Genomic DNA, 20,703 nt, shown 5'->3' with positions numbered 1-20,703 from the left:
GCCCCACGAGGGCCGGGCCCCACCGGGCCGGGTACGAGCACGATCCACCGGACTTCAGGAGGGGCAAGACCGTATGTGCGGAATTGTGGGTTACATCGGCAAGCGTGACGTCGCACCGCTGCTGCTGGAGGGTCTCCAGCGCCTGGAGTACCGGGGTTACGACTCCGCGGGCATCGTCGTCAACAGCCCGAAGTCCGCGGCCCTGAAGGTCGTCAAGGCCAAGGGCCGGGTCCGCGAGCTGGAGTCCCGCGTGCCCAAGCGGTTCGCCGGCACCACCGGTATCGCCCACACCCGCTGGGCCACCCACGGCGCGCCGAGCGACATCAACTCCCACCCGCACCTGGACGCCGAGAACAAGGTCGCGGTCGTCCACAACGGCATCGTGGACAACGCCTCCGAGCTGCGCGCCAAGCTGGAGGCCGACGGCGTCGTCTTCCTCTCCGAGACCGACACCGAGGTGCTCGTCCACCTGATCGCCCGCTCCCAGGCCGACTCCCTGGAGGAGAAGGTCCGCGAGGCGCTCAAGGTCGTCGAGGGCACCTACGGCATCGCCGTCATGCACGCCGACTTCCCGGACCGCATCGTCGTCGCCCGCAACGGCTCCCCGGTCGTCCTCGGCATCGGCGAGAAGGAGATGTTCGTCGCCTCGGACGTCGCCGCGCTGGTCGCCCACACCCGCCAGATCGTCACCCTGGACGACGGCGAGATGGCCACCCTGAAGGCCGACGACTTCCGTACGTACACCACCACCGGTACGACGACCACCGCCACGCCGGAGACCGTGGAGTGGGAGGCCGCCTCCTACGACATGGGCGGCCACGACACGTACATGCACAAGGAGATCTCCGAGCAGGCGGAAGCCGTCGACCGCGTCCTGCGCGGCCGGATCGACGACCGCTTCTCCACCGTCCACCTGGGCGGCCTGAACCTGGACCCCCGCGAGGCGCGCGGCATCCGCCGGGTCAAGATCCTCGGCTGCGGCACCTCGTACCACGCGGGTCTGATCGGCGCCGGCCTCATCGAGGGCATGGCGCGCATCCCCGCCGACGCCGAGCCGGCCTCCGAGTTCCGCTACCGCAACGCGGTCGTGGACCCGGACACCCTGTACATCGCGGTCTCCCAGTCGGGTGAGACGTACGACGTCCTCGCGGCCGTCCAGGAGCTCAAGCGCAAGGGCGCCCGCGTCCTCGGCGTGGTCAACGTGGTCGGCTCCGCCATCGCCCGCGAGGCGGACGGCGGCGTGTACGTGCACGCCGGCCCGGAGGTCTGCGTCGTGTCCACCAAGTGCTTCACCAACACGGTCGTGGCGTTCGCGCTGCTCGCCGTGCACCTGGGCCGCATCCGGGACCTGTCGGTGACCGACGGCAAGCGGATCATCGAGGGCCTGCGCAAGCTGCCCGCCCAGATCCAGGAGATCCTGGAGGGCGAGGAGGACATCAAGAAGCTGGCGGCGGAGTACGCCCAGGCCAAGTCGATGATGTTCATTGGCCGGGTACGCGGTTACCCGGTGGCCCTGGAGGCCTCCCTCAAGCTGAAGGAGATCTCCTACATCCACGCCGAGGCCTACCCCGCCTCCGAGCTCAAGCACGGTCCGCTCGCGCTCATCGAGCCGGCGATGCCGACGGTCGCGATCGTCCCGGACGACGACCTGCTGGACAAGAACCGCGCGGCCCTGGAGGAGATCAAGGCCCGCAGCGGCCGGATCCTGGCGGTCGCCCACCGCGAGCAGGAGAAGGCCGACCACACGATCGTCGTCCCCAAGAACGAGGACGAGCTGGACCCGATCCTGATGGGCATCCCGCTCCAGCTGCTGGCGTACCACACCGCCCTGGCCCTGGGCCGGGACATCGACAAGCCGCGCAACCTGGCCAAGTCGGTCACGGTCGAGTAGCCACCGGCGCATCACACCGGCACGCGGAACGGGCCCCGGGGGATTTCCCCCGGGGCCCGTTCTCAGCCGCGGGTCCTCACCCGGCGGCGACGGCGCCGCGCCGGGAGCCCCGGCCGACCGCCATCGGCCAGTGGGCCAGGGCGGCCGTCGCCCCGTACCAGGCCAGCAGGCCGGCGACCGCCGCCACCCAGCCGGCGACCTTGCCCAGTCCGCCGCTGCCGGCGAAGGTGCCCACCGCGAGGAGCACCAGGGAGAGGGTGAGCAGGCCGTAGACGCCCTGCCCGAAGGGTCCGCCGGCCGCGCCCACCGTCAGGGTGAGGGCGAGGAGGGCGAAGAGGACCAGGAACAGGCCGGCCGCGTGCGCCGACACCTTGGCGTCGGCTCCGCCGGCCCAGGTGAACCAGAAGGCCCCGAGGCCCGCGAACGCGGTGCCGTTGAAGCCGTTGCCACCGCGGTACTCCAGGAGTCCCAGGACGAAGAGGGCGAGACCGCCCACGTACATCGCGAGGGATACGGAGTCTGCCGCGCTCACGCCGCTGATGATGCCGGTGTGGCCGATACCGAATGCGAGAAGGGTGAGACCCAGGGCTATGTGCCCGAGGGTCGAAGTCGAGGCCGTGCTTCCCGCAGAGACACCATTGTCCACGGCGGGCTCCCTTCGATCTGCAGTTGTTTGCTGCGTCCCAGCAGCATTTATCTACCCCTTACAACGGGGCTCACAACCGCACAACCGGCGAACGGAGTGTTACGGAATCACAACAACGGGTCGCTGGGCGCGTTTGGCGAGGCGTCCCGCCACGGAGCCGAAGATCCGGCCGACGATGCCGTGCGTGGAGCCGACCACGATGGCGTCCGCCGAGTACTCGCGGCCGACCTCCTCCAGCTCGTGGCAGATGTCGCCGCCCCGCTCGACCAGGATCCACGGCACCTCGGTGAGGTAGTCCGCGCAGGCGAGCTCCAGCCCCAGCACCTCGGTGCGGTGGTCCGGGACGTCCACGAAGACGGGCGGCTCGCAACCCGCCCACACGGTGGTGGGCAGCCGGTTGGCCACGTGGACGATGATCAGACCGGAGCCGGAGCGCCGGGCCATCCCGATGGCGTACGCGAGGGCGCGCTCGCTGGACGTGGAGCCGTCGAAGCCGACCACGACGCCGTGCCGGAAGGCCGGGTCGCAAGGGTGGCGCGTCTGTTCCACCGCGCGCAGGTCGGCCGACGCGGAGTCGGCGAGGCGCTTGCGCTTGCGGTCCGCGGGTTCGGAGTATTCGTGACCGGCCATGGATGTCTCGGCGAGGGGTCCTCGGGGGAAGCGACAGGTTTCGGCGACGCACTGTGACGGAGCTCTGTCCGGGAAGCATCTTCCCAAGCCCTTACCCTTCAGGGTACGGCGACACCCTTGTCCTGCACAGGGCTTGCCGCCCTTGAGGAGCGTCCCAGGGAGCATGCCCGAGGGGCGGCCCGTTGGCAATGGCGACTGTCCCCTACAGCCAGTGACGAGAGCGCCGCGCGCCACCCGTGCGCGCAGTGACCGAGCCGCGCCGCCCGCCGTTGGACAAGGGTCCGACCGTCCAGGAAGAGCCCGCAGGGAGTACGCCGTGCCCGGCCATCCGGATCGCCCCGTCCAGCCCGCTCCGCCCACCCGCTCCGGCCGGTCCGCCGGACCGGGACCCCGCTTCGCCCCTTCTGCGGTTCACCCGTCCGTGCGCCCGGCGCGGCACTCCCATGACGACCCGGCGGGGGAGGTGGTGCGCTGGGCCGCGTTCAGCTGTCTGCTCGTCCCCGTGGTGCTGGTGGTATACGGGACCTCCTTCGGCGGGGCCGCCGTCGCGACGCTCGGCCTGGCGGCCGTCACGGCCGCCTGCCGGGTGCTGCTGCGGCACTCCGAGAAGGCGGAGCGGGCCGCAGCCCGGGTCCGGGCCGAGGAAGGGCCCCCGTCCACCCACCGCGGCCGGCACTCGCGCGGCGGGTCCGGTTCACACCGCGGCTGTCACGGCCCCGGCGCGTTGTCCCCGCACGACTGACCGGTTCGCACGTACACACCCAACTGTTTTCGGCCAACTTCCCGGCAGGGTCCGTTCCTTGCCGGAATGTCCCCCCGACCCCGCTACCACCAGCGACGACGGAGCACCGGCGCCCTGTCGACCCCATGAGTACTGGCCATGGCCGGACCGAGCGCTTCCTGAACGGGTAGCGGAGTGGAACCCTTACTGATCGAATGCTTTTCGCCAAGTTGCCAAGTCGACATAGCGCTGCGTGCTGAACTTGTCACGCCGACACCACGGGACGCAGTAGATTCGATCATGTATTTACGGCGGGGGATCCACGTGCAAGGCCGAGGGGAAACGTGCAGGTGCGACCAGACCAAGGAGTCGCGACACCCAAGGGGGGCTTAGCGCCATGAGCCAGGATTCCACCGCAGTCGTCGCGGACGCGGGCCGGAAGCTCGCGGGGCGTCGCCGCAGGGAGATCGTCGCGGTGCTGCTGTTCAGCGGCGGGCCGATCTTCGAGAGTTCCATTCCACTTTCCGTGTTCGGCATCGACCGGCAGGACGCGGGAGTTCCACGCTACCGACTGCTCGTGTGCGCCGGTGAGGACGGTCCTCTGAGGACCACCGGCGGACTCGAACTGACCGCGCCGTACGGGCTGGAGGCGATCGCCCGGGCGGGCACGGTCGTCGTTCCGGCCTGGCGGTCCATCACTTCACCGCCGCCGCCCGAGGCGCTCGACGCACTGCGTCTGGCGCACGAGGAGGGGGCCCGGATCGTCGGACTGTGCACGGGGGCCTTCGTCCTCGCCGCCGCCGGTCTGCTCGACGGCCGGCCCGCGACGACGCACTGGATGTACGCGCCGACGCTGGCCAAGCGGTACCCGTCCGTCCACGTCGACCCGCGCGAGCTGTTCGTCGACGACGGCGACGTACTGACCTCCGCGGGCACCGCGGCCGGAATCGACCTGTGCCTGCACATCGTGCGCACGGACCACGGCAGCGAGGCGGCCGGGGCCCTGGCCCGCCGGCTCGTCGTCCCGCCGCGCCGCACCGGGGGCCAGGAGCGCTACCTCGACCGGTCGCTACCGGAGGAGATCGGCGCCGATCCGCTCGCCGAGGTCGTCGCCTGGGCGCTGGAACACCTCCACGAGCAGTTCGACGTGGAGACGCTGGCCGCCCGCGCCTACATGAGCAGGCGGACCTTCGACCGCCGGTTCCGCTCGCTCACCGGCAGCGCGCCGCTCCAGTGGCTGATCACCCAGCGGGTGCTCCAGGCACAGCGGCTGCTGGAGACCTCCGACTACTCGGTCGACGAGGTCGCCGGACGCTGCGGGTTCCGTTCGCCCGTCGCGCTGCGCGGGCACTTCCGGCGCCAACTGGGGTCCTCCCCGGCCGCCTACCGCTCCGCCTACCGGGCGCGCCGGCCGCAGGCCGACGTACCGCACGTGGCCGAGCTGTCCGGCGGTCCGGTGCCGCACCAGCGCACCCCGCAGCGGGCGGCGGCGGCCCTGGCCGCGGCCGGTCCGACGGTCACCGAGCTGTACTCCCCGGGCCGGGTCCTGCGCGAGCACGCGTAGCCCGTACCGCGAGCGCGCGACGAAGGTCCCCCACATCGGCCGTCCCCGATGCGGGGGACCTTCGCGTCGCGCGGCCGGCCGCGGTACCGCGGGCCCCGGGGCCGGCCCTGATCCGGCGCAGACCCCCTAAGCTGGGGCCCATGAACGATCGCATGGTGTGGATCGACTGCGAGATGACCGGGCTCTCGTTGACGGACGACGCACTTATCGAGGTGGCCGCACTGGTCACCGACTCGGAGCTCAACGTGCTCGGCGAAGGCGTGGACATCGTGATCCGCCCGCCGGACGCGGCCCTGGAGACCATGCCCGACGTGGTGCGCCAGATGCACACCGCATCCGGCCTGCTCGACGAGCTGGCCGGCGGAACCACCCTGGCGGACGCCGAGGCACAGGTCATGGCGTACGTACGGGAGCACGTCAAGGAGCCCGGCAAGGCGCCGCTGTGCGGGAACTCGGTCGGCACCGACCGCGGTTTCCTGCTGCGGGACATGGCCGCGCTGGAGTCCTACCTGCACTACCGGATCGTGGACGTGTCCTCGGTCAAGGAGCTGGCGCGCCGCTGGTACCCGCGGGCCTACTTCAACAGTCCGCCGAAGAACGGAAACCACCGGGCGCTCGCGGACATCAAGGAGTCCATCGCCGAGCTGCGCTACTACCGCGAGGCGGTGTTCGTCCCGCAGCCCGGACCCGACTCCGACACGGCCCGCACCATCGCCGCCAAGTACGTCGTCGCCGGCGAATAGGGCCGGTGGACGGGCCCGCCGTGGTCTGCCGGAGGGGGGGGTACGGGGAAAGGGGGGAGCGAGCACCCTCCCGGACCCTGTACCCTTTTCTTCGGCCGGTCGCTCACGCGACCGGGCATGGTGGGTGTAGCTCAGTTGGTAGAGCACCTGGTTGTGGTCCAGGTGGCCGCGGGTTCAAGTCCCGTCACTCACCCTGTGGGAAGGCCCCGGTACGCGGAAGCGGCCGGGGCCTTCCGCATGTCCGGCGCGTCAGGACGACTCCCGGACCACCAGCTCGGTCGGCAGCACCACGGCGGCGTCCGCCGGGCCGCCCGCGATCCGCTCCAGCAGCACCCGCGCCATGGTCCGGCCCATCTCCTCGATCGGCTGGCGCACGCTGGTCAGCGGCGGGTCCATGTGCCGGGCGACCACAGAGTCGTCGAAGCCCACCAGCGCCACGTCCTCGGGTACCCGGCGCCCCGCGGCCCGCAGCTCCAGCCGGGCACCCGCCGCCATGACGTCCGAGGCGGCGAAGACGGCGTCCAGGGCGGGGCGGCGCTCCAGCAGCTCGCGCATGGCCCGCCGGCCGCCCTCCTCGGTGAAGTCACCGGTGGCGACCAGCAGCTCGTCCGCGGGGTGCCCGGCGGCGGCGAGGGCCTGCCGGTATCCGTCGAGGCGGCACTGGGCCCCGTACACGTCCAGCGGCCCGGTGATGGTGGCTATCGCCCGCCGGCCCCGGCCGAGGAGGTGGCGCACGGCCCCGGCGGCGCCCGCCAGGTTGTCCGAGTCCACGCAGGGCAGCGCCTCGGCGGCCGAGCGGCGGCCGCTGATCACCGCCGGGATGCCCAGCTCGGCCAGCAGCTCCGGCAGCGGGTCCCCGGCGTGCACGGAGACCAGCAGCACCCCGTCGACGCGGTGGCCGGACAGGTACTGGGCCAGCCGACGGCGCTCCCGCTCGCCGCCCGCGAGGGTGAGCACCAGCTGGACGTCGGTCTCGGCGAGGGTCGCGCCGACGCCCCGCACCACATCGGAGAAGTAGGGCTCGGCGAAGAAGCGGGCCTCGGGTTCGGGGATGACGAGGGCGATGGCGTCCGTACGGTTGGCGGCGAGGGCCCGGGCCGCGCGGTTGGGCACGTATCCGAGTTCGGCGACGGCGGCCTCCACTACGGCCCTGGTGTGCTCGCTGACCCTGGCGGATCCGTTGATCACCCGGGAGACGGTGCCGCGTCCCACCCCGGCCCGGACCGCGACCTCCTCCAGGGTCGGCCGTCCCCCGCTGCGCCCTTGCCCGCTCATGGCTTCCTCCCGGCTGTGAATCTACCTCTCGACCGCCTCTTGACGATCGTGGGAGCGCTCCCACACTGTGGCACACGACACCCGGCACGTCCTGTCCTTCCAGGAGGATCCTGATGCGAGCCCGATCCCGGCCCCACTGCCCCACGCCCCTCAGAGCCCTGGCCGTCGCCGCCGCGGCGGCCCTGCTCCTCGCGGGCTGCTCCCAGGACGCCGCCGACCCCCCGGGCCCGGGCGCCCGGGCCGGCGGCAAGGCGACCACGACCCTCACCGTCGGGGTGTTCGGCGCGTTCGGGCTCAAGGAGGCCGGCCTCTACGACGAGTACATGGCGCAGAACCCGGGCGTGCGGATCGAGCAGACCTCCATCGAGCGCAACGAGAACTACTACCCGCAGTTGCTCACGCACCTGGGCACCGGCAGCGGCCTCGCCGACATCCAGGCCGTCGAGGTCAACAACATCGCGGAGATCACCGCGACGCAGGCGGACAAGCTCGTCGACCTCGGCAAGGCGCCCGGTGTGGACAAGGCGGCGTACCTGCCGTGGAAGTGGGCGCAGGGCACCGCCAAGGGCGGCGCCACCGTCGGGCTGGGCACCGACATCGGCCCCGAGGGCATCTGCTACCGCAAGGACCTCTTCGCGGCGGCCGGACTGCCCACCGACCGGACGGCGGTCGGCGCGCTCTGGGCGGGCGACTGGAACAAGTACCTGGAGACGGGCAAGGCCTACAAGGCGAAGGCGGGCGACGGCAAGGCGTTCGTCGACTCGGCCTCCGGCGTGATGGCGGCCGTCACCGGCGGCTACGCCCAGCGGTTCTACGACGGCCAGGGCAAGGTCGTCTACAAGACGAACCCCGCGGTGCGCGGCGCCTTCGACCTGGCGGCCCGGTTCGCCTCCGAAGGGCTGAGCGCGAAGCTCCAGCAGTTCACCCCGGCCTGGGACCAGGGCTTCTCCAACGGCGGCTTCGCGACCGTCTCCTGCCCGGCCTGGATGCTCGGCTACATCCAGGACAAGGCGGGCCCGGACGGCAAGGACAAGTGGGACGTGGCGGCGGCCCCGAAGCCGAGCAACTGGGGCGGTTCGTTCCTGGTGGTGCCCAAGGCGGGCAGGCACGCCCAGGAGGCGGCGAAGCTGGCCGCCTGGCTGACGGCACCTGCGCAGCAGGCGAAGCTGTTCGAGAAGCGCGGGAGCTTCCCGAGCGCGAGCGCCGCGTACAAGCTGCCGACGGTGGCCGGGGCGCACCACGCGTACTTCGGCGACGCCCCGATCGGGGAGATCTTCGCCCGGGCCGCCGAGGGCGTGCCGGTGACCGTGCTCGGCCCCAAGGACCTGGTCATCGCGCAGAACCTCGCGGACATCGGGATGCTCCAGGTCGACCAGAAGGGCCGGTCGGCGCAGGAGGGCTGGGACGCCGCGGTGGCGGCGATCGACAACGCCCTGGACCAGTGAGGCGGCGGTGACCGACGAGACCGTCCTCCTGTCGCCCGCGTCCACCCCCTCGGCGGGGGCGGACGCGGGCGGCCGGGGCCAGCTGTGGCGCTCGCGCCGCTACCGGTGGGACCTGCGCCTGAGCCCGTACGCCTTCGTGGCGCCCTTCTTCCTCTTCTTCACCGCCTTCGGGCTCTTCCCGTTGCTGTACACGGGGTGGGCGGCGCTGCACCAGGTGGAGCTGACCGACCCGGACTCGATGACGTGGGTGGGGCTGCGGAACTTCACCCGGCTGTGGGACGACGCGTTCTTCTGGAACGCGCTGCGCAATACGGTCACCATCGGGCTGCTGTCGACCGTGCCGCAGCTGCTGATCGCACTGGGCCTGGCACACCTGCTGAACCACCGGCTGCGGGGCTCGGCGTTCTTCCGGGTCGCGGTGCTGACCCCGTACGCGACCTCCGTGGCCGCCGCCACGCTCGTGTTCGTGCTGCTCTTCGGCCGGGACCACGGCATGGTCAACTGGGCGCTGTCGGCGGTCGGGTTCGGTCCGGTGGACTGGCAGAACGGCACCCTGGCCTCCCAGGTGGCGGTGTCCACGATCGTGGTGTGGCGGTGGACCGGGTACAACGCGCTGATCTACCTGGCGGCCATGCAGGCGATCCCCGGGGACCTGTACGAGTCCGCCGCGCTGGACGGGGCCTCGCGGTGGCAGCAGTTCCGGCACGTGACGGTGCCCTCGCTGCGTCCGACGATCTTCTTCACGTGTGTGGTGTCCACCATCGGGGCCACCCAGCTGTTCGGCGAGCCGCTGCTGTTCAACGGCGGGTCGGGGGCGACGGGCGGTTCCGACCACCAGTTCCAGACGCTGGGTCTGTACCTGTACGAGCAGGGCTGGGTGAACCTGCACCTGGGGCGGGCCTCGGCGATCGCGTGGGCGATGTTCCTGATGCTGCTGCTGGTCGCGGGCGCGGCCCGGCTGGTGCGGGGAGGTTCCCGGTGAAGGTCCTGCGCGCGGGCAAACCCACGTACGTCGTCCTGGCGCTGTTCACCGCCGGTTCCCTCTTCCCCCTGGTGTGGACGGCGATCGCGGCCTCCCGCACCAACACCCGGCTCGCGCAGACCCCGCCGCCGTTCTGGTTCGGCGGGAACCTGGGCCGCAACCTGTCGATCGCCTGGACCGACGCCCGCATGGGCACCGCCCTGCTGAACACGCTGGTGGTCGCGGGCACGGTCGCGGCGGGGACCGTGCTGCTGTCCACGCTGGCGGGCTTCGCGTTCGCGCGGCTGCGGTTCCGGGGCAGCCGCGGGCTGCTGGCGCTGGTGGTGGCGACGATGCTGATCCCGCCGCAGCTGAGCGTCGTACCGCTGTACATGCTGATCGCCGAGCTGTCGTGGACGGACCGGCTCCAGGCAGTGGTCCTGCCGGCGCTGGTGTCCGCCTTCGGGGTGTTCTTCATGCGGCAGTACCTGGCGCAGGCGCTGCCGGTGGAACTGGTGGAGGCGGCGCGGACGGACGGGGCGAGTTCGCTGCGGATCGTGTGGCACGTGGTGTTCCCCGCCGCCCGCCCGGCGATGGCGGTGCTGGGGATGCTGACCTTCGTGATGACCTGGAACGACTTCTTCTGGCCGATCATCGCGCTGACGCAGAACGGCAGTCCGACGGTGCAGGTGGCCCTGACCGGACTGGGCCGCGGCTACATCCCCGACCAGTCCGTGATCATGGCGGGGGCGCTGCTGGGCACGCTCCCGCTGCTGCTGGTGTTCCTGGTCTTCGGCCGCCACATCGTCGGCGGCATCATGCAGGGGGCGGTGAAGGGTTGAGCGCGATGGAGTTCCCCGAGGGGTTCCTGTGGGGCGCGGCCACGGCGGCGTTCCAGATCGAGGGCGGCGCAGGATCGCGCGGCCCGTGCATCTGGGACACCTTCTGCCGCACGCCGGGCAAGGTGCGCGGCGGTGACACCGGGGACGTGGCGGCGGACCACCTGCGGCTGTGGCGCGAGGACGTGGCGCTCATGGCCGGACTGGGGCTCGGCGCCTACCGGTTCTCGGTGTCCTGGCCCCGGGTGCGCGCGGGCGGGATCGGCTTCTACGACGCGCTCGTGGACGAGCTGCTCGCGCACGGGATCCAGCCCTGCCCGACCCTGTACCACTGGGACCTGCCGCAGGAGCTGGAGGACGCGGGCGGCTGGCCGGAGCGCGAGAGCGCCTACGCCTTCGCCGCGTACGCCGAGCAGGTCGGGCGGGCGCTGGGCGACCGGGTCGGGCTGTGGACGACGCTCAACGAGCCCTGGTGCAGCGCCTTCCTGGGTTACGCCGCCGGGGTCCACGCCCCCGGCCGCACCTCCCCCGCCGACTCACTGCGCGCCGCGCACCACCTGAACCTCGCGCACGGCCTGGCGGCGGCCGTCCTGCCGTCCTCGGCGAGGGCCGGCATCGCGCTCAACCCGAGCGCGGTGCGGCCGCTGACCGGATCGGCGGCCGACGCGGACGCGGCCCGCCGGATCGACGCACTGGCGAACAGGATCTTCACCGGGCCGCTGCTGCACGGCGGCTACCCGCAGGACCTGCTGGAGGACACCGCCGAAGTGACGGACTGGGCGTTCGTCCGGCCCGGTGACGAGGCCTTGATCCGGCAGCCGCTGGGCTTCCTCGGGGTCAACTACTACACCCCGGCGGTGGTGTCGGCGGCCGGCCCGGGCGGCCCCCGGGCGGACGGGCACGGCGCCGGCGGCCACACGCCCTGGCCGGGGGCGGATTCGGTCGCCTTCCACCAGCCGCCGGGCGAGCTGACCGACATGGGCTGGTCGATCGACCCCAGCGGCCTGCACGACCTGCTGGTGCGCTTCTCCCGCGAGGCACCGGGCCTGCCGCTGCTGGTCACCGAGAACGGCGCCGCCTGCGCCCCCGACCTGCACGACCCCCAGCGCATCCGGTACGTGCGCGAGCACCTCGCGGCGGTCCACGGCGCCATCGCGGACGGCGCTCCGGTGGAGGGGTACTTCCTGTGGTCGCTGATGGACAACTTCGAGTGGGCCCACGGGTACGCCAAGCGGTTCGGCATCGTCCACGTCGACTACGAGACCCAGGCCCGCACCCCGCGCTCCAGCGCCCGCTGGTACGCCGCCGTGGCCCGCACGGGCCGGCTCGACTGACCGGGGACCGCCGGGGCGGGCGTCCCGCCGTCGCCCGTGCGGGCCGGCGACGGGAGCGGTGCTCAGCGGGAGATGGCCTGGGACCCCTTGGCCAGGTCCTCGGGGGTCATGACGGGACAGATCTCCAGCTCGGCGCCCAGCTGGCCGAACAGGTCCTCGGCGATCGCCGGCAACTGGGAGCTGTCCTGCATGTCGAAGACGATCCAGCACGAGCGGACGCCCTCGGAGAGGCCGAAGTAGGCGGACTCCGGCTTGAGGGTGTCCAGCAGCTTGCGGATGGCCGCCGGGGGAGAGCCGGCCTTGATCGCCTCGTTGGAGGCGGCGGTGTCCATGTGGGCGCGGAGCATGACGCGCATCGGGGCCCCTTCGGTGGTGGTGGCGGGTCGGCCGTTCACCGGCCACCCTCCGGGCCGCCGGTGGGGGCGGCAACCCGTGCACCGCCGTCCGGGGCGCACTCCGCCTACTTGGCTCCGCGCGCTTTGCGGCGGCTGCGACGGCCCCCGCCCCGCGTCCGGCCGTCCAGGGCGATCCACATCCGCACCTCGGTGCCGCCGAGCACCGAGCGGCCCAGCCGGACGTCGCCGCCCGTAGACTCCGCGACCCGGCGCACGATGTCCAGGCCGAGCCCCGTGGAGCCGTCCCGGCCGCCGTCGTTGCCGCGCCGCAGGGCCGCGTCCGGGTCGGCGATCCCGGAACCGGCGTCCGAGACGAGCACGATCACGGCGTCGCCCGCGTCGTGCACGTCGACCGCGAAGGGGGTGCCCTCGGGGGTGTGCCGGAAGACGTTGCCCAGCAGGGCGTCCAGGGCGGCCGCCAGCTCGGGCCGGGCCACCGGGATCCGTACGGGACGCTCCACCCCGGCGAGGCGGACCTCGCGCCCCTCGTCCTCCGCGAGCGCCGACCAGAACGCCATCCGGTCGCGGATCACCTCCGAGGCGTCGCACCCGGCCCCCGCCCCGGGGCCGCCCGCGACGGCCGGGGCGCGCTGCTCGCGGGCGGTACGGATGATGGTGTCGACCTCCCGCTCCAGCTGCTCCACGGCCTCCCGGGTCTGCTCGGCGGCCGGGCCGTCCCCGAGCGAGGCCGCGTTGAGCCGCAGCACCGTCAGCGGGGTCCGCAGCCGGTGCGAGAGGTCGGCCGCCAGCTCCCGCTCGTTGGCCAGGAGTTCCACCACCTGGTCCGCCATCGCGTTGAACGCGACGGCCGCCGAGCGCAGTTCCTTCGGCCCCTGTTCCGGTACGCGCACCCCGAGCCGCCCCTGCCCCAGCCGGTGCGCGGCGTCCGCGAGCCGTTCCGCCGGCCGTACCAGACGGGCGCCGAGCCGGTCCGCGACCGCCACCGAGCCCACGATCAGGGCGAGCCCGACCCCGGCGAGCACCAGCCAGGCGGTGGTGACGCCGTTGCTGACCTCGCGCTCCGGTACGTAGATCTCGATCACCGCGATGTCGCCGGAGCCGAGCGCGGTCGGCTGGAGCAGCGCCGATCCGCCGCCCGCCACCGAGGCGGTCGTGGCGCGGCCCATCCGCCGGGTCTCCTCCACGGCGTGCGGCCCCGCCCAGCCCGCGCCGATGTCGACCGCCGGGCGGCCGCCGACCGGCGGGACGTGGACGGCCATCCGCTGGGCGGCGCCCATCAGGGTGGACTCGACCGCCTTGCGCAGCTGGCCGGGATCGGTGGTGATGGACAGGGTCGGCGCCATGCTCGCGGCCTGCCGTTCGGCGTTGGAGAACGCCCGGTCGCTGGCCATCTCCTTGACCACCAGCCCGAGCGGCACGGCGAACGCGATGACCACCATGGCGGTGACGGCGAGGCACACCTTGACCAGCGCCCACCTCACGGCTGCCGCCTCACCGCGGTGGCTCCAGCTTGACCCCGACCCCGCGCAGGGTGTGCAGGTAGCGGGGGCTGGCGGCGGTCTCGCCGAGCTTGCGGCGCAGCCAGGACAGGTGGACGTCGATGGTCTGGTCGTCCCCGTACGACTGCTGCCACACCTCGGCGAGCAGCTCGCGCCGGGCCACCACGACCCCGGGGCGCCCGGCGAGGAAGGCCAGCAGGTCGAACTCCCGGCGGGTCAGGTCCAGTACCGCGCCGTCGAGCTCGGCCTGGCGGCGCAGCGGGTCGATGGCGAGGCCGCCCACCCGCAGGACGCGCGAGGGCGGTTCGGCCCCGGCGGCCCGGGAGCGGCGCAGCACGGCGGCCATCCGGGCGGACAGGTGCTCCACCGAGAAGGGCTTGGTGAGGTAGTCGTCGGCGCCGTCGTTGAGCAGGCGGACGATCTCGGCCTCGTCGTCCCGGGCGGTCGCGATGATGACCGGTACGTCGGTGATGCCGCGCAGCATCTTGAGCGCCTCGGACCCGTCGAGGTCGGGCAGGCCGAGGTCCAGGATGACCACGTCGAAGCGGTGGTGGGCGACTTCGCGCAGCGCCTCCAGGGCCGTGCCGACGCTGCGCACGGTGTGGGAGGCGTCGGTCAGGTGCCGGATGAGGGCGGATCGTACGAACTGGTCGTCCTCGACCACGAGCACACTTGCCATGGCGGCACCGTAGTCCATCCGGGCGACCGGGCGGGGTGTCGGTCCACCCTTGGGGCGGGTGGTGCAGTATGTGCCCTGATGCACCGGGGACTTCTGCACGCGTTCGCCTGGACGCTCGCCACGGGGGCGGCGGTGACGCTGTCGTGGTGGGGCGTTCACACCGTCATGTCCGGAACGGCCTACGATCCGCCGCGCGCCGTTCCGCTGGCCGCATTGCCGCTGTCCTCCGCCACGCAGGGTTCGCAGGCGCCGGTGCCCGCGCCCCCGGACCCGCCGGCGTCCGCGTCCGGTTCCCCTTCGCCGTCCCCGTCCGGGGCCGCCTCCGTGACGCCCTCGCCGTCCGCCGCCAGGCCGGCGGCCCCGCAGCCGCCGCGCCGGGCGGCGGGCGAGGAGCCGGGGGACGTGAAGGGGTACACGGTCTCGGGCGGCCGGGTGGTCTTCGACCTCGGCGACTCCTCGGCCGAGCTGGTCTCCGCGACCCCCGCGGGCGGCTGGCGCATGCAGGTGTGGAAGCAGGACTACTGGATCCGGGTCACCTTCACCCGTGACGGCCGCGAGGTATCGGTGTTCTGCACCTGGTACAACGAGGCGCCGCGCGTGCAGCTGGACGAACGGTAGGGATACGGGCGCGCGGCGGACGGCGGGAGCGGTGGGCATGGCTGATGGGGCGCGGTACGTCACGGAGCTGGTCGGGGCGTGCGAGCGGTACGGCGCCGCGCCCGCGATCGGCGCCGGTCCGGTGCTGCTGTCGTACGCCGACGTGCTGGCCTGGACGTACCGGCTGGCGGGCGCCCTGGAGGAGCTCGGCGTGCGGCGCGGGACGGGGCTGGCCTGTGTGACGGCCGGGAACCGGTACGAGGCGCTGCTGGTGCGGCTGGCCGCGCACGTGCTGGGGGCGCGGCTGACCCAGGTGAGCGTGGGGCCGGCCACCCACGGGCTGGACTTCCTGCTGCGGGACTGCGAGCCGGTCCTGGTCGTCCACGACACCCCGGTCCCGGACACCGGTGCCGCGCGGACCACCCTCGCGGCGCTGCTGGAGCGGGCCGCCGCCCGCGCGGCGCGGCCCGTGCCGGTGCGGGCGCGCGAGGAGGACGTGGCCCGGGTGACCTACACGGGCGGTACGACCGGGCGGCCCAAGGGGATCGCCTCCACGTTCGCCGCGCTGGCGGCCCGGGACGCCGCCCGGAGCGCGGACACGGTGTACCTGTCGGTGACCTCCCTGGCCCAGCGCTCGGGGGGCCGCTGCCTGGAGCAGCTGCGGGCGGGCGGCCGCTCGGAGGTCCTCGGCGGCCCGTTCGTCCCGCGCGGGTTCGCCGCCGCGTGCCGACGGCTCGCGCCCGTCTCCACGTACCTGACCACCTCGATGGTGTACCGGCTGCTGGACGACCCGGTGACCGCCGCGGGCGTGCCCGGCCTGGAGCGCGTCTCGTACGGCGACTCCCCCATCGCCCCGGAGCGGCTGCGCCAGGCCCTGACCCGCTGGGGTCCCGGCGTGCGCTGGCGCCAGGGGTACGGGATGAACGAGGCCGGGGTCGTCTGCCGGCTCTCGGAGGCCGACCACGACGCCGCCCGGGCCACCCGCCCCGAGCTGCTGGGGTCGGTCGGGCGGCCCGCCCCCGGGGTCGAGGTGGAGGTGCGCGGCACGGACGAGGTGGCGCTCCCGCCCGGCACCACCGGTGAGGTGTGGGTGCGCTCCCGGACGGTGATGGCCGGCTACTGGAAACGGCCCGGGCTGACGGCCGGGGTGCTGCGCGACGCCTGGCTGCGGACGGGGGACCTCGGGCACCTCGGCGCGGACGGCTACCTGTACCTCGACGACCGGGCCAAGGACGTGGTGATGGTGGACGGGGAGAACATCTACTGCGGCCCGGTGGAGGCGGCCCTGACCCGGCACCCCGCGGTGGGCGGGGCGGCGGTGGTCGGCCGGCCGGACCCGGTCACCGGCGAGCAGGTGTGCGCCTTCCTCGTCCCCGCCCCGGGGCACGCCCCCGGCGACGGGGCCGCCGCCGAGGCGTGCGCGCTGGTGGCCGCCGAGCTGGCTCCCGGCCACCGGCCTACGGCGGTGTTCTGGGTGCCGGCCCTGCCCTTGACGGACCGCGGCAAGCCGGACAAACGCCGCCTGCGCGCGACGGCGGCCGGGGAAGGCTAGCGGAACACCGACGGCGGGGGCTCCGGCGAGGCCACCGCCGAGGCGTCCGCGACGGGGGCCGCGCCGCCCGCGAAGTCCGCCAGGGCCCGGCCGTGCTCCACCCGCCCGGGATGCGGGTCGCTCGCCACCCGCCGGGTGAACTCCGCGACGGGCAGCTCCCGGTCGGCGGCGACGAGGACCGCGTTGCCGAAACGTTTCCCCCGCCACACCACCGGGTCCGCGGCCAGGGCCAGTTCGGCGAACCGGGAGGCGGCGGTGGCGATCTGGCCGCGCAGGTGCGCGAGCGGCGGCCCGTCCGTCAGGTTCGCCACGTACCACCCGGCCGGCGCCAGGGCCCGGCGTACGTCGTCCAGGAACTCGGTGCTGGTCAGGTGGGCGGGGGTGCGGGAGCCGCTGAACACGTCCGCGATGACCAGGTCCGCCCAGCCGTCCGGCACCTTGGCCAGCCCGGCCCGCGCGTCCACCGCCCGGATCCGGACCCGCGTCTGCGGGTCCAGCGGCAGGTGTTCGCGTACGAAGGCCACCAGGGCGGCGTCGATCTCCACCACCTGCTGGGTGGAGCGGGGGCGGCTCGCGGCGGTGTAGCGGGCCAGGGTCAGCGCTCCGCCGCCCAGGTGCACCACGTTCAGCGGACGGCGGGCGGGCGCGGCGAGGTCGATGAGGTGGCCGATCCGCCGCTGGTAGGCGAAGTCCAGGTGGAGCGGGTCGGCCAGGTCGACGTGTGACTGCGGGGCGCCGTCGATGAGCAGGGTCCAGGCCCGGGCGCGCTCGCGGTCGGGCGCCAGCTCCGCCAGACCGCCGTCCACCTGCCCGACGAGCGCCTCGTCGGCCCCGCGCCGCTTGCCCCTGCTCTTACCTGCCATTGCCCCATTATGACCGGCGCGCCCGGCCGGCGGGCCTGGCCCGTGGGCGTCTTGGCTGGTCAGCGGCTCAGCGACAGTTGTCCGCCGCCTCGATCAGCCGGGCCGCCTCGCCGAGCGCGGCGCGCAGCACCTCGGGGTCGGTGACCGGGCCCACGGCTTCCGGCGGCAGCAGCCAGGCGGTGTCCCCGGGCGCGGGCGGGGCGTCCGCGGCGCCGCCGACGAGGTCGCCGAAGCGCATGCCCCGCCCGTTGGTCTGCGTACAGGCGCTGCCCGGCAGGTCCCAGGCGTCGGCGGTGCCGGGCGGGACGAGGAAGCCCAGGGTGTCGCCGGAGCCGTCGTGCAGGACGGGGCCGACCCCGGGGGCGGTGCGGCCGGTCGCCCGGCGGATGATGTCGACCGCCTCCAGGCCCTGGCGGGTGGGCACGGTCACCAGGTCGGGCGCGTCGGCCGGCCCTCCCGCGGTCAGGGCTGCGCCCGGCCGGGGCGCGGTGTTCGTTCCAGTGCTCTCCATGCCGCCCTCCATCAAGGGAACCCCTCCTCGATCCGCGTACGAGCCACTCCGCATGGGTTCAACGCGGCGGAACGTCAACGGGTGCGGCGCAACGTTGCCGCAAAGGATGGCAGTTCATGGCAGATCGCGGGTGAGATATCCGTTTTGTAGGCAAACATCGCATGAACGGTCCTCCGGCGGCGGTACGTTCGTGCCCGCCGGGCACCAGTGTGTACAAAGCCCGAAGTCCAGAGAGGCCACGTCCATGGCGGCGTCCACCCACTCACCCAACACCGCGTTCCGGCGGCTGCGCGGCGCCCGCTCCCCAGCAGAGTTCGCGGCCATGGTGCGCCGCGCGGCACGAGAGATCGGCGAAACGGTTTCCTGCGACGCCCGTTACATCGGCCGGGTCGAGTCGGGGGAGATCCGCTGCCCCAACTACGCCTACGAGCGGGTGTTCCTGCACATGTTCCCCGGCCGTACGCCGGCCGATCTCGGGTTCTGCCCGCGCGAGTCGGTACGCGGCCGCTCGGGACGGCGCACCGCACCGGCGCCGTCCGCCCCCTCCCCCTCCCACCTCCTCCACCGTTCCAAGGAGAGTGACGTGCTGCGTCGCGCGTTCATGGCCGGCGGCTCCGCGACCGTGGCGGCCGCGACGCTCGGCCTCACCGTGCCCGGCGACTCGCGCCGGCCGCCGTCCCGCGCCGGGGCGGCGGAGGCCGCCGCCGTCGAGGACGCCGTACGCCAGATCCGGCTGCTGGACGACCGGCACGGCGCCGACGCCCTCTACCGGCGGGCGGCCGAACCGCTGCGCGCCGCCTACGCGTTGCTCGATGCGGGGGCCACCCGCCAGTCGACCGAGGACCGGCTGCACGCGGGCGCCGGCGAACTGGCCGTCTCGGTGGGCTGGCTGGCCCACGACTCGGGCCGCTTCGAAGACGCCCGCTCGCACTACGCGGAGGCGCTGGCGACGGCCCGGGTGGCGGGGAACGCGGCCCTGGAGGCGCACGCCTTCAGCAACATGGCGTTCCTGGCCCGGGACTGCGGGCGGCCACGCGAGTCGGTGCGCGCCGCCCAGGCGGGCCGCCGCGCCGCGCGTTCGCTGGGCTCCCCGCGACTGCTCTCGCTCCTCGCGCTGCGGGAGGCGGGCGGCTGGGCGGGGCTGGGCGAGCGGAAGTCCTGCGAGGAGGCGCTGGCCCGGGCGCACACGGAGTTCGCACGGGGCGCGGCGGCCGCCGACCCGGAGTGGATGAGCTTCTTCGGCGAGGCCGAACTCGAGTCCCTGGAGTCCCGGTGCTGGGCCGCGCTCGGAGAGCACGCGCGCGCGGCCCGGCACGCCCGGCGCGCGGCGGACCTCCAGGACCCGCACTTCGCGCGGAACGTGGCCTTCTACACCGCCGAACTGGCCGGCGACCTGGCCCACGCGGGGGCGCCCGACGAGGCCGCCTGGGCGGGGGGCCGGGTGCTGGACCTGCTCGCCGAGGTCCAGTCGACGCGGATCCGCTCCATGCTGGCGACGACGGCCCGCGCCTTGCTCCCCCACCAGCGCTCCCCGCGCGTGGCGGCGTTCCTGTCCCGCCAGTCGGCGCCCTGAGCGGCGCGGCCGGGTCAGCTGCCGACGTACTCGTACACCGCGCCGTCGGGATGGCGCAGTACGGACCGGCGCCCGTTGGAGATGTCCGCGGGAGCGCCGATCAGCTCCGCCCCGGCGTCCACCCCCGTAGCCACCACCGCGTCGAGGCCGGCGACGCCTAGGGTGGCGCTGACCCCGGCGAACCGGGCCGGTGTCCGCCCCGTCAGCTTCTCGCAGCAGGGCAGGGCCTGTTCCAGGTCGTCGACCTGGCGCCGCAGCACCACAGAAGTGACCGTCATGCGGACGATCCGCTCATCCCGCGGCCGAACGCGTCGTCCCTCACGGCACTTGGCGGACCACGCTACCCGTCCAGGTGGCCCGTGTCGTTCCAGCGTTCCAGCGCCGGGGCGCCGTAGGCCCAGCCCAGTACCGACAGGGAGGTGGGGTCCAGCCGGATGCGGGCGCCGAAGGAGGCCTCGAAGCCGAGCCAGCGGGCGGCGAGGGTGCGCAGGATGTGGCCGTGCGCGAAGAGCAGGACGTCCCGCTCGGCCGAGCGGGCCCAGGCGACGACCTCGTCCGCGCGGGCCGCGACATCGGCGACGGACTCGCCGCCCGGCACCCCGTCGCGCCAGATGAGCCAGCCCGGCCGGACCGCCTGGATCTCGGCCGGGGTCATGCCCTCGTAGTCGCCGTAGTCCCACTCCATCAGCGTGTCCCACGGCTCGGCCTGCGCCCCGAAGCCCGCCAGGTCACAGCTCTCGCTGGCCCGGACCAGCGGGCTGGTGCGCACCTCCAGGCCGCGCAGGCCCGCCCACGGGTCCCGCGCCAGCCGCTCGCCGAGCAGCTTCGCGCCCTGCCGGCCCTCCTCCAGCAGCGGCACGTCCGTGCGGCCGGTGTGCTTGCCGAGCTGGGACCACGCCGTCTGGCCGTGGCGGGCCAGCAGGATGCGGGGGGCCATGTGCTTTTCTCCCGGTCCGGATGGATCGATACACCGATGTACGGAAACACCCGTAAATCGGGACGGATGCGTCCGTCCATCATCCAT

The 20,703-nt window shown here is 73.6% G+C and carries 21 protein-coding genes and 1 tRNA gene; 12 read left to right on the top strand and 10 right to left on the bottom strand.

What is annotated here, in order from left to right; all coding sequences use genetic code 11:
• Positions 1–73 precede the first annotated feature (73 nt).
• Positions 74–1,891, top strand: coding sequence for a glutamine--fructose-6-phosphate transaminase (isomerizing) (gene glmS, locus ACWGH1_RS05870; protein ID WP_453355249.1), 1,818 nt, complete (start codon positions 74–76; stop codon positions 1,889–1,891).
• 76 nt (positions 1,892–1,967) lie between these two features.
• Here glmS and ACWGH1_RS05865 read toward each other — a convergent pair whose 3' ends face one another.
• Positions 1,968–2,537: an acetate uptake transporter gene (locus ACWGH1_RS05865; RefSeq protein WP_453356309.1), complete on the bottom strand. Its 570-nt coding sequence runs from the start codon at positions 2,535–2,537 to the stop codon at positions 1,968–1,970.
• Positions 2,538–2,636: 99 nt separating this feature from the next.
• Complete coding sequence (locus ACWGH1_RS05860) at positions 2,637–3,167, bottom strand: universal stress protein (RefSeq protein ID WP_453356308.1); 531 nt, start codon at positions 3,165–3,167, stop codon at positions 2,637–2,639.
• 421 nt (positions 3,168–3,588) lie between these two features.
• On the opposite strand from ACWGH1_RS05860, the gene ACWGH1_RS05855 reads away from it, so the two are divergent.
• From ACWGH1_RS05855 to ACWGH1_RS05840, 4 genes are all read left to right on the top strand, one after another.
• A complete protein-coding gene (locus tag ACWGH1_RS05855; protein ID WP_453356307.1) occupies positions 3,589–3,909 on the top strand; it encodes a hypothetical protein in 321 nt (106 codons plus the stop codon).
• Between the two features lie 376 nt (positions 3,910–4,285).
• Positions 4,286–5,452: a helix-turn-helix domain-containing protein gene (locus ACWGH1_RS05850; protein ID WP_136214349.1), complete on the top strand. Its 1,167-nt coding sequence runs from the start codon at positions 4,286–4,288 to the stop codon at positions 5,450–5,452.
• A 140-nt stretch (positions 5,453–5,592) separates the two neighbouring features.
• Positions 5,593–6,195 carry an oligoribonuclease gene (orn, locus tag ACWGH1_RS05845; protein ID WP_453356306.1) on the top strand — a complete coding sequence of 201 codons (603 nt, stop codon included), beginning with the start codon at positions 5,593–5,595 and terminating at the stop codon, positions 6,193–6,195.
• Between the two features lie 120 nt (positions 6,196–6,315).
• Positions 6,316–6,388, top strand: a tRNA-His gene (locus ACWGH1_RS05840).
• Positions 6,389–6,444: 56 nt separating this feature from the next.
• Here ACWGH1_RS05840 and ACWGH1_RS05835 read toward each other — a convergent pair.
• The gene (locus ACWGH1_RS05835) at positions 6,445–7,470 is read right to left on the bottom strand and encodes a LacI family DNA-binding transcriptional regulator (RefSeq protein WP_453357283.1); all 1,026 of its coding nucleotides are present in this window, start codon (positions 7,468–7,470) and stop codon (positions 6,445–6,447) included.
• Between the two features lie 113 nt (positions 7,471–7,583).
• Here ACWGH1_RS05835 and ACWGH1_RS05830 point away from each other — a divergent pair, with 113 nt between their 5' ends.
• Genes ACWGH1_RS05830 through ACWGH1_RS05815 form a run of 4 tightly spaced genes read left to right on the top strand, consistent with a single transcriptional unit; the run spans position 7,584 to position 12,049 of the window.
• Entirely contained in the window at positions 7,584–8,915 is a 1,332-nt protein-coding gene (locus ACWGH1_RS05830; protein WP_453357282.1) for an ABC transporter substrate-binding protein, read from the top strand.
• Positions 8,916–8,943: 28 nt separating this feature from the next.
• Positions 8,944–9,897, top strand: coding sequence for a carbohydrate ABC transporter permease (locus tag ACWGH1_RS05825; protein WP_453408480.1), 954 nt, complete (start codon positions 8,944–8,946; stop codon positions 9,895–9,897).
• A complete protein-coding gene (locus ACWGH1_RS05820; RefSeq protein WP_453355522.1) occupies positions 9,828–10,718 on the top strand; it encodes a carbohydrate ABC transporter permease in 891 nt (296 codons plus the stop codon). Before ACWGH1_RS05825 ends, ACWGH1_RS05820 begins: the two co-directional genes overlap by 70 nt.
• A 5-nt stretch (positions 10,719–10,723) precedes the next feature.
• Positions 10,724–12,049, top strand: coding sequence for a GH1 family beta-glucosidase (locus ACWGH1_RS05815; RefSeq protein ID WP_453355521.1), 1,326 nt, complete (start codon positions 10,724–10,726; stop codon positions 12,047–12,049).
• Positions 12,050–12,111: 62 nt separating this feature from the next.
• Here the strand turns inward: ACWGH1_RS05815 and ACWGH1_RS05810 are convergent, their stop codons facing one another.
• From ACWGH1_RS05810 to ACWGH1_RS05800, 3 genes are all read right to left on the bottom strand, one after another.
• The gene (locus ACWGH1_RS05810) at positions 12,112–12,444 is read right to left on the bottom strand and encodes a DUF3303 family protein (RefSeq protein ID WP_453355520.1); all 333 of its coding nucleotides are present in this window, start codon (positions 12,442–12,444) and stop codon (positions 12,112–12,114) included.
• A gap of 65 nt (positions 12,445–12,509) precedes the next feature.
• The gene (locus ACWGH1_RS05805) at positions 12,510–13,886 is read right to left on the bottom strand and encodes a sensor histidine kinase (protein WP_453355519.1); all 1,377 of its coding nucleotides are present in this window, start codon (positions 13,884–13,886) and stop codon (positions 12,510–12,512) included.
• Between the two features lie 10 nt (positions 13,887–13,896).
• Positions 13,897–14,583, bottom strand: a complete 687-nt coding sequence (locus ACWGH1_RS05800; protein ID WP_453355518.1) for a response regulator transcription factor — start codon at positions 14,581–14,583, stop codon at positions 13,897–13,899.
• Between the two features lie 78 nt (positions 14,584–14,661).
• Between ACWGH1_RS05800 and ACWGH1_RS05795 the strand changes: the two genes are divergently transcribed.
• Positions 14,662–15,201 (top strand): hypothetical protein, encoded by a 540-nt coding sequence (locus ACWGH1_RS05795; protein ID WP_453408458.1) that lies wholly within the window; start codon positions 14,662–14,664, stop codon positions 15,199–15,201.
• A gap of 37 nt (positions 15,202–15,238) precedes the next feature.
• A complete protein-coding gene (locus ACWGH1_RS05790; RefSeq protein ID WP_453353075.1) occupies positions 15,239–16,732 on the top strand; it encodes a class I adenylate-forming enzyme family protein in 1,494 nt (497 codons plus the stop codon).
• On the opposite strand, the gene ACWGH1_RS05785 is transcribed toward ACWGH1_RS05790, so the two are convergent.
• Positions 16,729–17,595: a spermidine synthase gene (locus ACWGH1_RS05785; RefSeq protein ID WP_453353076.1), complete on the bottom strand. Its 867-nt coding sequence runs from the start codon at positions 17,593–17,595 to the stop codon at positions 16,729–16,731. The two genes, ACWGH1_RS05790 and ACWGH1_RS05785, sit on opposite strands and share 4 nt — an antisense overlap.
• Before the next feature lie 67 nt (positions 17,596–17,662).
• Positions 17,663–18,106 carry a hypothetical protein gene (locus ACWGH1_RS05780; protein ID WP_453353077.1) on the bottom strand — a complete coding sequence of 148 codons (444 nt, stop codon included), beginning with the start codon at positions 18,104–18,106 and terminating at the stop codon, positions 17,663–17,665.
• Between the two features lie 244 nt (positions 18,107–18,350).
• Here ACWGH1_RS05780 and ACWGH1_RS05775 point away from each other — a divergent pair, with 244 nt between their 5' ends.
• Positions 18,351–19,679, top strand: a complete 1,329-nt coding sequence (locus tag ACWGH1_RS05775) for a tetratricopeptide repeat protein (RefSeq protein ID WP_453353078.1) — start codon at positions 18,351–18,353, stop codon at positions 19,677–19,679.
• A 14-nt stretch (positions 19,680–19,693) separates the two neighbouring features.
• Here the strand turns inward: ACWGH1_RS05775 and ACWGH1_RS05770 are convergent, their stop codons facing one another.
• Positions 19,694–19,957: a VOC family protein gene (locus ACWGH1_RS05770; protein ID WP_453353079.1), complete on the bottom strand. Its 264-nt coding sequence runs from the start codon at positions 19,955–19,957 to the stop codon at positions 19,694–19,696.
• 62 nt (positions 19,958–20,019) lie between these two features.
• Positions 20,020–20,616, bottom strand: a complete 597-nt coding sequence (locus ACWGH1_RS05765) for a histidine phosphatase family protein (protein ID WP_453353080.1) — start codon at positions 20,614–20,616, stop codon at positions 20,020–20,022.
• Between the last annotated feature and the right edge of the window lie 87 nt (positions 20,617–20,703).

The organism is Streptomyces sp. NPDC054883 (genome assembly GCF_053610645.1).
The sequence above is the reverse complement of the archived record's forward strand: the minus strand, read 5'-3'. Positions and strand labels throughout refer to the sequence as shown.

Bases quoted from the DNA above. Each gene is read 5' to 3' on its own strand.
- ACWGH1_RS05800 (WP_453355518.1), bottom strand. From the start codon at position 14,583: ATGGCAAGTGTGCTCGTGGTCGAGGACGACCAGTTCGTACGATCCGCC.
- glmS (WP_453355249.1), top strand. From the start codon at position 74: ATGTGCGGAATTGTGGGTTACATCGGCAAGCGTGACGTCGCACCGCTG.
- ACWGH1_RS05850 (WP_136214349.1), top strand. From the start codon at position 4,286: ATGAGCCAGGATTCCACCGCAGTCGTCGCGGACGCGGGCCGGAAGCTC.
- ACWGH1_RS05790 (WP_453353075.1), top strand. From the start codon at position 15,239: ATGGCTGATGGGGCGCGGTACGTCACGGAGCTGGTCGGGGCGTGCGAG.
- ACWGH1_RS05830 (WP_453357282.1), top strand. From the start codon at position 7,584: ATGCGAGCCCGATCCCGGCCCCACTGCCCCACGCCCCTCAGAGCCCTG.
- ACWGH1_RS05835 (WP_453357283.1), bottom strand. From the start codon at position 7,470: ATGAGCGGGCAAGGGCGCAGCGGGGGACGGCCGACCCTGGAGGAGGTC.
- orn (WP_453356306.1), top strand. From the start codon at position 5,593: ATGAACGATCGCATGGTGTGGATCGACTGCGAGATGACCGGGCTCTCG.
- ACWGH1_RS05785 (WP_453353076.1), bottom strand. From the start codon at position 17,595: ATGGCAGGTAAGAGCAGGGGCAAGCGGCGCGGGGCCGACGAGGCGCTC.
- ACWGH1_RS05765 (WP_453353080.1), bottom strand. From the start codon at position 20,616: ATGGCCCCCCGCATCCTGCTGGCCCGCCACGGCCAGACGGCGTGGTCC.
- ACWGH1_RS05795 (WP_453408458.1), top strand. From the start codon at position 14,662: ATGCACCGGGGACTTCTGCACGCGTTCGCCTGGACGCTCGCCACGGGG.
- ACWGH1_RS05815 (WP_453355521.1), top strand. From the start codon at position 10,724: ATGGAGTTCCCCGAGGGGTTCCTGTGGGGCGCGGCCACGGCGGCGTTC.
- ACWGH1_RS05775 (WP_453353078.1), top strand. From the start codon at position 18,351: ATGGCGGCGTCCACCCACTCACCCAACACCGCGTTCCGGCGGCTGCGC.
- ACWGH1_RS05770 (WP_453353079.1), bottom strand. From the start codon at position 19,957: ATGACGGTCACTTCTGTGGTGCTGCGGCGCCAGGTCGACGACCTGGAA.
- ACWGH1_RS05860 (WP_453356308.1), bottom strand. From the start codon at position 3,167: ATGGCCGGTCACGAATACTCCGAACCCGCGGACCGCAAGCGCAAGCGC.
- ACWGH1_RS05780 (WP_453353077.1), bottom strand. From the start codon at position 18,106: ATGGAGAGCACTGGAACGAACACCGCGCCCCGGCCGGGCGCAGCCCTG.